The organism is Paraburkholderia sediminicola (assembly GCF_046026855.1).
Classification (GTDB): domain Bacteria; phylum Pseudomonadota; class Gammaproteobacteria; order Burkholderiales; family Burkholderiaceae; genus Paraburkholderia; species Paraburkholderia sediminicola_A.
This window is the reverse complement of the sequence record NZ_JAQQET010000011.1, coordinates 47,448-59,714: the sequence shown is the minus strand read 5'-3', so window position 1 is coordinate 59,714 and position 12,267 is coordinate 47,448. Positions and strand designations below refer to the sequence as shown.

At 61.9% G+C, this 12,267-nt stretch carries 12 protein-coding genes; 9 read left to right on the top strand and 3 right to left on the bottom strand.

The genetic code is table 11. From position 1 onward, the window contains the following. The first annotated feature begins 75 nt into the window (after positions 1 to 75). Positions 76 to 588, top strand: coding sequence for a winged helix DNA-binding protein (locus PQR40_RS14180; protein WP_054040851.1), 513 nt, complete (start codon positions 76 to 78; stop codon positions 586 to 588). Between the two features lie 58 nt (positions 589 to 646). Here PQR40_RS14180 and PQR40_RS14175 read toward each other — a convergent pair whose 3' ends face one another. Further along, a complete protein-coding gene (locus PQR40_RS14175) occupies positions 647 to 1,189 on the bottom strand; it encodes a 5-formyltetrahydrofolate cyclo-ligase (protein WP_408226349.1) in 543 nt (180 codons plus the stop codon). A 77-nt stretch (positions 1,190 to 1,266) separates the two neighbouring features. Between PQR40_RS14175 and PQR40_RS14170 the strand changes: the two genes are divergently transcribed. The 4 genes from PQR40_RS14170 to PQR40_RS14155 all read left to right on the top strand — a co-directional run bounded on the left by PQR40_RS14170 (position 1,267) and on the right by PQR40_RS14155 (position 6,184). Then, on the top strand, positions 1,267 to 3,234 hold the full coding sequence (locus PQR40_RS14170) for a lytic transglycosylase domain-containing protein (protein ID WP_408226352.1): 1,968 nt from the start codon (positions 1,267 to 1,269) through the stop codon (positions 3,232 to 3,234). Between the two features lie 83 nt (positions 3,235 to 3,317). Then, positions 3,318 to 4,271 carry a complex I NDUFA9 subunit family protein gene (locus tag PQR40_RS14165; RefSeq protein ID WP_408509230.1) on the top strand — a complete coding sequence of 318 codons (954 nt, stop codon included), beginning with the start codon at positions 3,318 to 3,320 and terminating at the stop codon, positions 4,269 to 4,271. Positions 4,272 to 4,301: 30 nt separating this feature from the next. Further along, positions 4,302 to 4,955 carry a glutathione S-transferase family protein gene (locus tag PQR40_RS14160; protein ID WP_408509229.1) on the top strand — a complete coding sequence of 218 codons (654 nt, stop codon included), beginning with the start codon at positions 4,302 to 4,304 and terminating at the stop codon, positions 4,953 to 4,955. After that, the gene (locus PQR40_RS14155) at positions 4,952 to 6,184 is read left to right on the top strand and encodes a multifunctional CCA addition/repair protein (RefSeq protein ID WP_408390848.1); all 1,233 of its coding nucleotides are present in this window, start codon (positions 4,952 to 4,954) and stop codon (positions 6,182 to 6,184) included. The genes PQR40_RS14160 and PQR40_RS14155 overlap by 4 nt, the downstream gene beginning before the upstream one ends. A gap of 788 nt (positions 6,185 to 6,972) precedes the next feature. Here PQR40_RS14155 and PQR40_RS14150 read toward each other — a convergent pair. Beyond that, entirely contained in the window at positions 6,973 to 7,167 is a 195-nt protein-coding gene (locus PQR40_RS14150; RefSeq protein WP_179734906.1) for a DUF2905 domain-containing protein, read from the bottom strand. A 22-nt stretch (positions 7,168 to 7,189) separates the two neighbouring features. Beyond that, positions 7,190 to 8,380: a class I SAM-dependent methyltransferase gene (locus PQR40_RS14145; protein ID WP_408509228.1), complete on the bottom strand. Its 1,191-nt coding sequence runs from the start codon at positions 8,378 to 8,380 to the stop codon at positions 7,190 to 7,192. Positions 8,381 to 8,393: 13 nt separating this feature from the next. Between PQR40_RS14145 and PQR40_RS14140 the strand changes: the two genes are divergently transcribed. The 4 genes from PQR40_RS14140 (at position 8,394) to glmU (ending at position 12,211) form a co-directional block, all read left to right on the top strand. Further along, entirely contained in the window at positions 8,394 to 9,212 is an 819-nt protein-coding gene (locus PQR40_RS14140; RefSeq protein ID WP_408226367.1) for an SDR family oxidoreductase, read from the top strand. 96 nt (positions 9,213 to 9,308) lie between these two features. Further along, entirely contained in the window at positions 9,309 to 9,704 is a 396-nt protein-coding gene (locus tag PQR40_RS14135; protein ID WP_063497570.1) for a dihydroneopterin aldolase, read from the top strand. A 3-nt stretch (positions 9,705 to 9,707) separates the two neighbouring features. Further along, positions 9,708 to 10,706 carry a tRNA 2-thiocytidine(32) synthetase TtcA gene (gene ttcA, locus PQR40_RS14130; RefSeq protein ID WP_408509227.1) on the top strand — a complete coding sequence of 333 codons (999 nt, stop codon included), beginning with the start codon at positions 9,708 to 9,710 and terminating at the stop codon, positions 10,704 to 10,706. Positions 10,707 to 10,849: 143 nt separating this feature from the next. After that, the gene (glmU, locus tag PQR40_RS14125) at positions 10,850 to 12,211 is read left to right on the top strand and encodes a bifunctional UDP-N-acetylglucosamine diphosphorylase/glucosamine-1-phosphate N-acetyltransferase GlmU (RefSeq protein WP_408226373.1); all 1,362 of its coding nucleotides are present in this window, start codon (positions 10,850 to 10,852) and stop codon (positions 12,209 to 12,211) included. Positions 12,212 to 12,267: the final 56 nt, after the last annotated feature.

Below are 12,267 nucleotides of genomic sequence, written 5' to 3'. Positions count from 1 at the left end.
GCCAGGCTCCCGGGAATGGGCCGCTCGTCGTACACTCCCGACACCTTCCCATCCTGTTTCTCGAGAATCTTCACCATGTCGCGCCATCCCACCAAGATCGTGTCCTCGGAACATCTCGTGTCTGACACAAGCGCGGAGCTATCCGAACTGGAGTACGCGCTCATCATGGCGGGCAATGCATTCAACCGCTGGATGGTGCGGTGCATGTCGGCCGCCGGCGAAAAGGACATGACCGCGATCGAAGTCTCGCTGCTGCACCACGTCAGCCATCGCGAGCGGCGCAAGAAGCTGGCGGACATCTGCTTCGTGCTGAACATCGAAGACACGCACGTCGCCACTTACGCGTTGAAGAAGCTCGTAGCTAGAGGGTATGTAAAAAGCGAAAAGACCGGCAAGGAAGTGTTCTTCTCGGCCACCGATGCGGGCCGCGAGCTTTGTCTGAAGTACCGCGAGGTGCGCGAGAGCTGCCTGATTTCGACGCTGAAGGAAAGCGGCCTGACCAATGAGCAGATCGGCGAGGCGGCGCAACTGATGCGCAATGCGTCCGGACTGTACGACACGGCCGCTCGCGCGGCGGCGTCTTTATAACAGGGGCAGGTCTCGGCGGCCGATGAGGGATGCACCGCCCACGGCGCCGTTCGAACGCTTAATCCGCCGGGCGTGGATAGAGGCTGGCTTCCGTCACGATCAGATCGAGCGGGATGTCGTGAGCTTCACGCTGCAACGCGTCCGTGCGGCACGCTTCATAGGCGATACCAACCGTGACCGGTTTCTTCCCACCCGGCCATGCAGCCAGCGTGCGGTCGTAGTAGCCGCCGCCGTAGCCCAGGCGGAAGCCGTCGGCGTCGAAGCCGACGCACGGCACGAATAGCAGGTCGGGAACCACTACGCGCCCTGAGGCGGGCTCGGCGATCTTGTGATGGCCGATCTTCATCGGCGTATCCGGCGCCCACGCGTGGAATTCGAGTGGCACGCCACGTTCCTTGATAATCGGCAGGCTCGCTTCGCGTTGCGCCTCGGCCGCGAGCCAGATCGCAATCGCGGCGCGCGCATCGAATTCGCCCGCCAGCGGCCAATAGAACCCCACGCTGTTCACGCCATAGTGCGTCAACGCATCGAGAATGCGACGGTTGAGCGCAGCGCTGTGCGCCGGCTCGGAAGCCGCTTGTAGCCTTGCTTCCAATAGCATTCGACGCAGTGCCTTTTTCGATTCTGCGACGGGGTTGCATGCTATGCTTGGGTTCAATTCGCGCTCCAGAAACAACGATGTCAAAACGCCTCTATCGAGTATATCGCGCGGCCGGCCTGGCGCTTGCCGCTGCGGCACTCGTCGCGTGCAGCACGGCCTCGGCCGTCAAGCCCATTCCCCTTTCGCAACTCACGAACGACGACCAGACCTTCGTCCAGCTTCGCGAAGCCGCCCGCACTAATGACGCGGCACGCGCAGCGCAACTGGCGAGCATGATCCCCAGCTACCCGGCACCTTCGTATCTGGAGTACTTCCAGATCAAGCCGCAGTTGTTCGATTCCAGCGGCCATGCGCGCATCGACGCGCCGGATGCGCCGGTGCTGGCGTTCCTGCAGAAGTACGACGGGCAGGCGATCGCCGACCGCATGCGCAACGACTACCTCACCGTACTCGGTGCGCGTCACGATTGGCGCAACTTCGATCAGCAATACGCGCGTTTCGTGTTGAATGACGATACGCAGGTGAAGTGCTACGCGCTCGAATCGCGCGCCGCGCGTGGTGAAAACGTCGCGGCGGAGGCGCGTGCACTGCTGGTCGATCCGAAGTGGTACGGCGACGGTTGTGTCGATCTGATCACCTCGCTGGCGGTCAACCAGCAATTCAGTTCCGACGACGTGTGGCAACAGATCCGTCTCGCGTACGAACAGAACTACACCAGCACGGGCAGCAAGCTCGTCGATGCACTCAGCAATCAGCCGCCCGACCCGGTGCTGTTCAACCAGGCCACGAGTACGCCGCCTTTGCTGCTGGCGCGTGGCGTCGGTCCGGATACGCAGTCGCACCAACTCGCGTTGCTCGCGATCACGCGCATGGCGCGCAACGATCCGGCCATGGCCGCGGCCACGTTTGCTTCGGTGGCGCCGTCGCTGAGCTCGCCCGAGCGTGCAATTGGCTGGGGCACGATCGCCTATCAGGCCGCCGCCAAGCAGATGCCGAGCGCGGTGGACTGGTACCGGCTCTCGGTAAATGCGCCGCTGTCGAACCCGGCGTACGAATGGCGCACCCGCACTGCACTGCTCGCGGGAGATTGGACAATGGTGCGCTGGTCGATCGAACAGATGCCGGCTGCGCTGCGCAATCAGCCGTCGTGGGTGTACTGGCATGCCCGTGCGCTCAAGCAAGCCGGCGACACGGCCACGGCCAACCAGGAATTCGAGTCGATCTCGCAGGGCTTCAACTTCTACGGCCAACTGGCTTCGGAAGAACTCGGCCAGAAGATTACCGTGCCGCCGAAAACGACGGTGAGCGACGCCGAAGTCCAGCAGGCCGGCAACACACCAGGCTTCGATCTGGCGCAACGGTTCTACGCACTGAATCTGCGGCTCGAAGGCAATCGCGAATGGAACTGGCCGCTGCGCAATATGAGCGACCGGCAACTGATCGCCGCAGCCGAATACGCGCGGCGTATCCAGTTGTATGACCGCACCGTCAACACGGCGGACCGCACGAAGACTGAGCACGACTTCTCGCTGCGCTATCTTTCGCCGTTCAAGGATATCGTTGAGCGCGATGCGCAGTCGAATGGGCTGGATGTGGAATGGGCGTACGGGCTGATTCGCCAGGAGTCGCGCTTCATCATGAACGCGCGCTCGGAAGTCGGCGCGAGCGGTTTGATGCAGCTGATGCCGGGCACCGCGCAACTGGTGGCGAAGAAGATCGGGCTCGGCCCGATCTCGCGCGAGCAGATGAACGACATCAACACCAACATCCTGCTTGGCACGAATTATCTGTCGATGATCTACAATCAGTTCGACGGATCGGCCGTGCTGGCCACCGCCGGTTACAACGCCGGTCCCGGCCGTCCGCGCAACTGGCGGCAATCGTTGCAGCGCCCGGTTGAAGGCGCGATCTTCGCTGAGTCGATTCCGTTCCAGGAAACGCGCGATTACGTCAAGAATGTGTTGTCCAATACGGTCTACTACGCGGCGTTGTTCGAAGGCCGTCCGCAATCGCTGAAGGCGCGTCTGGGTTACATCGCACCGTAAGCGCCGTGCCGCCGTCGCGTCATTCATGATGCGGCGGTGTGCCACGCCAGCCGTTGCCGCGGCTTCCACCAGGGAGTCGAAAAATGCGACATAAAGCCGTTGCGATCATCGGCGGTTCCGGTTTTATCGGCAGCCATCTCGTCAACGCCCTCGTTGAAATGGGTAAAGACGTGCGCATCGCCACCCGGCGCCGCTACAACGCCCGCCATCTCACCCTGTTGCCCATCGATGTGATCGAAGCCGACGTGTTCGATCCGGTGCAGCTCGCGCGTTTCGTGGAAGGCGCAGATTGCGTGATCAACCTCGTTGCCACGCTGCATGGCAAACGTGGCACACCCTATGGTCCGGAATTCGCGCGCGCGCACGTCGAATTGCCGACCAGAATTGTTGCGGCTTGCGAAGGCAAGGGCGTGCATCGGCTGATTCATATCAGCGCGCTCGGCGCCGACTCGAACGGGCCGAGCATGTATTCGCGCTCGAAGGGTGACGGCGAAAAAGCCGTGCATGCGGCGAACCTGGCGTGGACGATTTTCCGGCCGTCCGTGGTGTTCGGGCCCGAAGACCAGTTCCTCAACAAGTTTGCGTTCCTGCAGCGGATGTTTCCGGTGATTCCACTTGCCATGCCGGATGCGAAATTCCAGCCGGTGTATGTCGGCGACGTGGCAAAAGCAATCTGTAACGTGCTCGATCTCGATGCGGCCAGCGGCCATACCTACGAACTCGGTGGCCCGACCGTCTATACACTCGAAGACCTCGTGAAGTATTGCGGCGATGTAATTGGCCGGCATGCGCGGATCATTCGGCTGCCGGAAGCATTGGCGCGCCTGCAAGCGCTGACGTTTGAAATGGCGCCGGGCGAACCGGTGATCTCGCGCGACAATCTCGATTCGATGAAAGTCGACAACGTGTTGAGCGGACCGCTTGCGCCTGAACTCGGCATCGAACCCGCCAGCATCGAAGCGATCGCGTCCGTATATCTGACCGGCGCATCGGCGCGCTCACGCTTCGACACGTTTCGCGCCAACGCGGGGCGCTGAACCTTTTTTCAACTTCCCTTTATACGAAGCATGAAGCTGCTTATCGGTGACAAAAACTATTCGTCATGGTCGATGCGTCCGTGGCTGCTATTCAAACATTTCGGCATTCCGTTCGAAGAGGTGCTGATTCACCTGTATGTACCCAGCACGAAACCAGCGATCCTGGCGCACGCGCCGACGGGTCCGGGCAAAGTGCCCTGTTTGATTAGCGAAGACAGATCGGCCACCTGGGATTCACTGGCGATTGCCGAGACGCTGGCCGAGCGTTTCCCGCAACATGCGCTTTGGCCGCGCGACCCGATGGCGCGCAGCCACGCACGCAGCGTGAGTGCCGAGATGCATTCGGGTTTCGGCGACCTGCGCTCGAACATGTGGATGAACATTCGCGCATCGTTTCCTGGCAAGAACGCCACGCCGGGGGCGCTGGCCGATATCGCGCGTATTGAGGCGATCTGGTGCAACTGTCTCGACACATATGGCGGCCCCTTCCTGTTCGGCGAGTTCAGCATTGCCGACGCGATGTATGCGCCGGTTGTGATGCGCTTCAAAACGTGGCGGCCCGTGCTATCGGAAGCCTCTGCGGCCTACATGGATCGCGTGACGGCGCTGCCGGCGGTGAAGGCGTGGATCGACGACGCGCTTCGGGAAACGCACACGATTCCCTATCAAGACGTATGCCCATGAATATCTACGCGGTAGGCGGAGCCATCCGCGACGAGTTACTGGGCGTGCCGGTGCAGGACCGTGATTACGTGGTGGTTGGCGCGACTCCTGAACAGATGGTGGCGCAGGGTTATCGTCCGGTGGGCAAGGATTTCCCGGTGTTCCTGCACCCGCAGACTCACGAGGAATACGCGCTCGCGCGTACCGAGCGCAAGACGGCAGCGGGTTATCACGGCTTCCAGTTCTTCTACGCACCGGACGTGACGCTCGAAGAGGACCTCGCTCGCCGCGACCTGACGATCAACGCGATGGCGCGCGAGGTGCGCCCGGACGGCGAACTGACCGGGCCAGTGATCGATCCGTTCAATGGTCAGGGTGATTTGCAGGCACGACTCTTCCGTCACGTTAGCGATGCGTTTCTCGAAGACCCTGTGCGGATTTTGCGAATTGCGCGGTTCGCGGCACGCTTCGTCGATTTCGCCGTTGCGCCGGAGACGATGGCGTTGATGCGCAAGATGGTGGCCGACGGTGAAGTGGATGCGCTGGTGGCCGAGCGGGTGTGGCAGGAGGTGTCGCGCGGATTGATGGAGAAGAGGCCGTCCCGCATGTTCGAGGTGCTGCGGGAATGCGGCGCGTTGGTGCGAATCCTGCCGGAAATCGACGCATTGTTCGGCGTGCCGCAGCGGGCTGATTACCATCCCGAAGTGGATACGGGCGTACATGTGATGATGGTGCTCGACCATGCTGCGCAACAGGGGTACGCGTTGCCGGTTCGGTTCGCGGCTTTGACGCATGACTTGGGCAAAGCGACGACACCGGATGATGTGTTGCCGCGGCATATCGGGCATGAGGGGCGCAGCGTGGATTTGCTGAGGCCGTTATGCGAGCGGTTGCGCGTGCCGAATGAGTGCCGCGACCTGGCGCTGCTGGTGGCGCGGGAGCATGGGAATATTCATCGCGTGATGGAGATGGGCGCTGCCGCGTTGGTGAGGCTGCTTGAGCGCAGCGATGCTATCCGGAAACCGGCGCGGTTTGCTGAAGCCTTGCAGGCTTGCGAGGCGGATGCTCGTGGGCGGCTTGGGTTTGAGATGCGGGAGTATCCGCAGGCTGAGCGGTTGAGGGTGGCGCTGATCGCTGCGCGAGGTGTCGATGCTGGGGCTGTGGCTAAGCGGCTCGCTGACTCGCCTGCGGGGATTAAGGATGCAGTGCATCAGGAGCGCGTTCGCGCTGTGGAAGTGGTTCTTGTGTGAGGGTTTGGGTTTGTCTGTGTGCCTACGGCGATGGCCTTTCCTTGAATTCTCATTGGTCTATTAGCGTTGCCCCTGTGCGGGGCGGCACTTACTTCTCTTTGCCGGCCGCAAAGAGAAGTAAGCAAGAGAAAGCGGCTCAAACCGCTAATTCTTAAGCGGGTCTCCCGCACAGTCGCGGTAGTGGTACATCTGGAATCTGTGCGCTCGCGCCTTCAGCCGTAGCGACAAAGGAGTCATCAGCTCCCACTCCGCACTGCGCGCGTCGCGGATGGGTCTGCCAGGGAAATCGGAGGCTTCGTTTGGGTGCGGGGGGCTTCGGCTTCGACTCGGCGAGGCGCTCCCGCGCTCATTGGCGAATCCCTACTTCGAGTGAAATATCGATGCGGCTCATTCGCTGCGCGGCCACCGCAGCAGTTGCAGTTGCGCCTGCTGCGGAGATGCCCTAACGAGTCAGGGGCTATGCACGCTGCGTCAATGAAAGCGTAACCAGCAGTTTTATGAAGGACCCTTCGGCGCGCGCAGCGCCGCCGGAAGTATGAAGGCCTTGTCACCAAGGTCGAATGTGCGAGGGCACAGATTCCAGATGCACCACTACCGCGACTGTGCGGGGGACCCGCTTAAGAATTAGCGGTTTGAGCCGCTTTCTCTTGCTTACTTCTCTTTGCGGCCGGCAAAGAGAAGTAAGTGCCGCCCCGCACAGGGGCAACGCTAATAGACCAATAAGAATTCAAGGAAAGGCCAACACCGCAGGCAACCAGACAAAAGCGCCGCGCTGGCAAAAACCCCACCTACAAAACCCTGGCAACAATCGACAACACCATAGAAAGCACAAGCGTCGACATGAACGGAAACGGATACTCCCGCCCGAAGAGGCGCAATGTCACATCACCGGGCATCCGCCCAATTCCGATCTTCCTGAGCCACGGCCAGCAGGCCGACAACACCGCCACCGCAACAAACGTAGTCAACAGCCAGCGGATCATCGCAAATCCTTAAGGCAGGAAATCACAGCGTATGTGACCGGTCGCCGCTGGAAAACGCCTGCAGCGTGTCATCCAGCCCGCGCGAAAACGCGATCACCTTGAACAGCTCGCCCATCTCCGCCTCGGACAACAACTTCTGCACCGCATTCGCCGCGGGCAAGAACCTCGCCGTGTCCGTTGGATCGAGCGCCGACAACGCCTCGGTAATGCCCGCATTCAAGAAGAACCGCGCTTGCGAAGTGAAGCCCAATAAATCCGCGCCAGTCTCGACTCCGGCTTCGGCAATGCCGGTAAATTCCACGTGTGCAGTAATGTCCTGCAAACCCGGATAAACAAACGGATCGCCATGCGCCCGGTGCCGGTAATGGCACATCAACGTGCCCTGCGCGCGCTGCTCATGGTAGTACTCGTGACGCGGAAAACCATAATCGATGAAGAACGCCGCGCCACGCGTGAGCATCGTGCAGATGGTCCGCGTAAACGCTTTGGCGGCGTCGTGCGTCTCGGTCACGTAGTCTTCGCCGGCAGTTTCGATCTCAGCCAGAAACGCATTGTCCGCAGCCGCTGACACCAGACGGTCGTCGAACGCAAAAGTCTCATCGCGCCACACCACGCCGCGTTCGTGCCAGGCGCCGCCAGTAAAGGCGAAAAGCCGCACGGGCATCGCGTCCAGCACCTCGTTGCCGATCACCACACCGTCGAATCGCTCAGGCAATGCGTCCAGCCAGCGCACCTTCGTGGCCAGTTCCGGTGCGGCGGCTTCGATCGTCTCGCGTTGGCGCTCACGTAATTCACCCGACAAGTCCACGATCGAGTAGCTGTCGAATTCGACGCCCAGCGCGTCGAGGGCGTTCAGCAAACCCGCAGCCAGTTTGCCCGTCCCGGCGCCGAATTCCATCACGTCGCGCGTGCCGCTCGCCTGCAAGGCTTCGGCGAGCGGGCGCGCCAGCGTCGTGGCGAACAGCGGCGACATTTCAGGCGCTGTCACGAAATCGCTGCCGTCGTCGCCGCGCAGGCCGAATTTGCGGGCGCCACCGCTGTAATAGCCGAGTCCCGGCGCGTAAAGCGCGCGTTCCATGTAGCGGTCGAACGGCAGCCAGCCGCCTGCCGTTTCGAGCTCCGAGCGGATCTGCGCGACCAGCGCTTCGGACTGCGCAAGCGCGCTCGGGCCGGGAGCAGGTAAACTGTCGGGTTGGTGAGCTTTCGGATTCATCCCCGCATTGTAAATGACCGCCTCTCTGGACACCGCCGCCGCCCGCGCGCCTGAAACGCCGCGCATCGTGCTGATTACCGGCGCCGCCCGCCGCATTGGGCGGGCGCTCGCGCTCGGCTTCGCCGCGCGCGGCTGGGACGTAGCGGTCCATTACGGCGCGTCGCGGGAGGAGGCGGACGAAGTGGTCGCCGAAATCCTCGCTTTGGGCCGCCGGGCGGTGGCTTTACACGCGGAATTGGGCGACGAGGCCCAGGTTAAGCGGCTCATGGCTGCCTGCATTGCCGCGCTGGGCCGCCCGGCGTGTATCGTCAACAATGCGTCGCGCTTCGAAGAAGACACGGCGCTCAACGTCGGTTATGACCTTTTGCTGAAGCTGACCGCGATGAATCTCGGCGCACCGCTCGTGCTGGCGCGTATGCTGTTCGAGGCCACGCCTGAGGCGGCGCGCACCGACGAGAGCCTGCGCGGAGTCGTGATCAATGTACTGGACCAGAAGCTGTACAACATGAATCCGGACTACCTGTCCTACACGCTGTCGAAGGCCGCGTTGCAGACGGCGACGGTCGCATTAGCGCAGGCTTTGGCGCCGAAAGTGCGCGTGGTGGGGCTCGCGCCCGGCCTGACGATGCAATCCGCCGATCAGACGCCGGCAGGTTTTGAAGAAGCTCACCGAGCTACGCCTTTGGGCCGCGCGTCGCGGCCGGAGGATATTGTCGCCGCCGCGCTGTATCTCGCCGATGCAGCGGGCGTCACCGGAACGACGCTGGTGGTCGACGGCGGGCAGCACCTGGTGCCCCTGCCGCGCGACGTAATGTTTTTGACGGGCGCCTGAACAGCGCGCGTGCTTGTTGCCGGCTCGAACCGGCGGCTGCCCACGCGTTGAAGTGCCCTTTGCGTGCTCCGCACGCTTTTTTCGACTGGAACGAACATGTTTGCCGCTCTTTCGCATCCCCGGCTCGCCGATTGCCGCCGGCTCTTTCTGCGCAATTACGAAGTGCACATCAACATTGGCGTGCACGACTTCGAAAAGCGCGGCGAACAGCGCGTCGTGATCAACGTCGAACTGTTCGTGCCGCTCGCGCTGTCCACGCCGGTTCAGGACAAATTGAACGAAGTCGTCGACTACGATTTCATGCGTTCGACCATCGCGCGCCGTGTCGAGCAAGGTCATATCCACTTGCAGGAAACGCTCTGCGACGACCTCGTCAAGGCACTCCTCGATCATCCGCAGGTGCGCGCCGTGTGCGTGTCGACCGAAAAACCGGACGTTTATCCCGACTGCGACGCGGTGGGCGTCGAAGTCTTCCGTATCAAAGAGGATTGAGCCATGAATGCTCAGGAAATCCTGAACGACGCCGCGGCTCCTGGCGCTGCGCACGCCGCGCATGCCTCGGCGGGCAAAGCGCCGCTCACGCGCCGCGAGCAGAAAGAAGCCTACGAGAACAACAAGCTGTTCAAGCGGCTCGCGCGCCAGGTCGGTGAGGCGATCGTCGATTTCAACATGATCGAGGAAGGCGACAAGGTGATGGTCTGCCTGTCGGGCGGCAAGGACAGCTACGCGATGCTCGAAATCCTGATGCGGCTACGCGAACGCGCGCCGATCAACTTCGACATCGTCGCGGTGAACCTCGACCAGAAGCAGCCGGGTTTTCCGGAGCATGTGCTGCCCGAGTACCTGAAACAACTCGACATTCCGTTTCACATCGAGAATCAGGACACGTACAGCATCGTCAAGCGGCTGGTGCCGGAGGGCAAGACGACCTGCTCGCTGTGCTCGCGGCTGCGTCGCGGCATTCTGTATCGCGTGGCGGGCGAACTCGGCGCGACCAAGATCGCGCTCGGCCATCATCGCGACGACATCCTGCAAACGCTGTTGCTGAACATGTTCTACGGCGGCAAGCTGAAGGGCATGCCGCCCAAGCTGCAATCGGACGACGGCAAGAACATCGTGATTCGCCCGCTCGCGTACGTGAAGGAAACCGATCTGGAAAAATACGCGGCACTGCGTGAATTTCCAATCATTCCGTGCAATCTGTGCGGTAGCCAGCCGAACCTGAAACGCGCTGAAATGAAGGCGCTGATCCGTGATTGGGAGAAGCGCTTTCCTGGCCGCGTCGAGAATATGTTCAATGCGTTGTCGAACATCGTGCCGTCGCACCTGATGGATCACAAGCTGTTCCCGTTTGCCGGTCTGCGCGCAACGGGTGAGGTCGATCCGCAAGGCGACATCGCCTTCGACGAAGAGCCGTGTTCGACCGATATCGGCGAAGGCGCGCCACTCAACGGAGTGAAATCGATCTCGATCGTCCAGTTCGACGACATGTAAGAGGCGTGGAAACCCGCAGAAAACGTGTGGAAAATGTGCGATTTCGCGCATTTTTGCCCGCTGGAAGGCCGCGCGAGCGGCCTTTGTCGTCATAGGCTGCATGATAGAATCGTCGGCTCCAAACTCGTCTGATTGTCGACGCCATGAACATTGTGATTTTGGCGGCAGGCACCGGTAAGCGTATGCGGTCCGCGCTTCCCAAGGTGCTCCATCCCCTGGCTGGCCGGCCGCTCCTCGCTCATGTCATCGACACCGCCCGCGCGCTCAAGCCCGCGCGTCTGGTCGTGGTGGTCGGTCATGGCGCCGAAGCTGTGCGGCAAGCGGTAGCGGCACCCGACGTCCAGTTCGCCGCGCAGGAGCAGCAACTCGGCACAGGCCACGCGGTGCAGCAGGCGCTGCCGCTGCTCGATCCATCCCAACCCACACTGGTGCTATACGGCGACGTGCCACTCACGCGCGCCAGCACGCTGCAGGCGCTGACCGATCGCGCGGGCCAGGGCGGCTACGGCGTGCTCACCGTCACGCTCCAGGACCCCAGCGGCTATGGCCGCATCGTGCGCGATCAGCACGGCAAGGTGTCGCGCATCGTCGAACAGAAAGACGCGACGCCCGAGCAACTCAAGATCGCCGAGATCAACACGGGCATCATCGTCGCGCCGACCGGGCGCCTGAGTGGCTGGCTCGCGGCGTTGAAAAACGACAATGCGCAAGGCGAGTTCTATCTGACTGATGCTGTCGAGATGGCGATCGAAGCGGGACTCGAAGTCGTCACCACCCAGCCTGACGAAGAGTGGGAAACGCTCGGTGTGAACAGCAAGCAGCAGCTTGCCGAACTCGAACGGATTCATCAGCACAATGTCGCCGAGGCGCTGCTGGTCGCCGGCGTGACACTTGCCGATCCGGCTCGCCTCGACGTGCGCGGCACGCTCGAATGCGGTCGTGACGTTTCGATCGACGTGAACTGCGTGTTCGAAGGCCGCGTTACGCTGGCCGACAACGTCACCGTCGGGCCGAATTGCGTGATCCGCAATGCGACGATCGGTGCCGGTACGCGCGTCGACGCATTCACGCATATCGAAGGCGCCGAAGTCGGTGCGAACGTCGTGCTCGGCCCCTATGCACGGCTGCGCCCGGGCGCGTCATTGCAGGACGAGTCGCACGTCGGCAACTTCGTCGAGGTGAAGAACGCGGTGCTCGGTCATGGCTCGAAGGCGAACCATCTTGCGTATATCGGCGATGCGGATATCGGGGCGCGTGTGAATATCGGCGCGGGTACCATCACCTGTAACTACGACGGCGCGAACAAATTCCGCACGATCATCGAAGACGACGTGTTCGTCGGCTCGGATACGCAACTCGTGGCGCCTGTGCGCGTGAAGCGTGGCGTGACGATCGCGGCGGGCACAACGGTCTGGAAGGATGTCGAAGAAGACATGCTCGTCCTGAACGATAAGACTCAAACAAGCAAGTCGGGCTATATACGCCCGACGAAGAAAAAAAGTTGATGGGCGTGACGCGCGCGCGGAGCGCGCTCCCTGAAACCCAGCACTGAAAAGGAATA

Excerpts from the sequence above, each read along its gene's own strand:
- PQR40_RS14180 (WP_054040851.1), top strand. The coding sequence starts at position 76 with ATGTCGCGCCATCCCACCAAGATCGTGTCCTCGGAACATCTCGTGTCT.
- PQR40_RS14175 (WP_408226349.1), bottom strand. The coding sequence starts at position 1,189 with ATGCTATTGGAAGCAAGGCTACAAGCGGCTTCCGAGCCGGCGCACAGC.
- PQR40_RS14170 (WP_408226352.1), top strand. The coding sequence starts at position 1,267 with ATGTCAAAACGCCTCTATCGAGTATATCGCGCGGCCGGCCTGGCGCTT.
- PQR40_RS14165 (WP_408509230.1), top strand. The coding sequence starts at position 3,318 with ATGCGACATAAAGCCGTTGCGATCATCGGCGGTTCCGGTTTTATCGGC.
- PQR40_RS14160 (WP_408509229.1), top strand. The coding sequence starts at position 4,302 with ATGAAGCTGCTTATCGGTGACAAAAACTATTCGTCATGGTCGATGCGT.
- PQR40_RS14155 (WP_408390848.1), top strand. The coding sequence starts at position 4,952 with ATGAATATCTACGCGGTAGGCGGAGCCATCCGCGACGAGTTACTGGGC.
- PQR40_RS14150 (WP_179734906.1), bottom strand. The coding sequence starts at position 7,167 with ATGATCCGCTGGCTGTTGACTACGTTTGTTGCGGTGGCGGTGTTGTCG.
- PQR40_RS14145 (WP_408509228.1), bottom strand. The coding sequence starts at position 8,380 with ATGAATCCGAAAGCTCACCAACCCGACAGTTTACCTGCTCCCGGCCCG.
- PQR40_RS14140 (WP_408226367.1), top strand. The coding sequence starts at position 8,394 with ATGACCGCCTCTCTGGACACCGCCGCCGCCCGCGCGCCTGAAACGCCG.
- PQR40_RS14135 (WP_063497570.1), top strand. The coding sequence starts at position 9,309 with ATGTTTGCCGCTCTTTCGCATCCCCGGCTCGCCGATTGCCGCCGGCTC.
- ttcA (WP_408509227.1), top strand. The coding sequence starts at position 9,708 with ATGAATGCTCAGGAAATCCTGAACGACGCCGCGGCTCCTGGCGCTGCG.
- glmU (WP_408226373.1), top strand. The coding sequence starts at position 10,850 with ATGAACATTGTGATTTTGGCGGCAGGCACCGGTAAGCGTATGCGGTCC.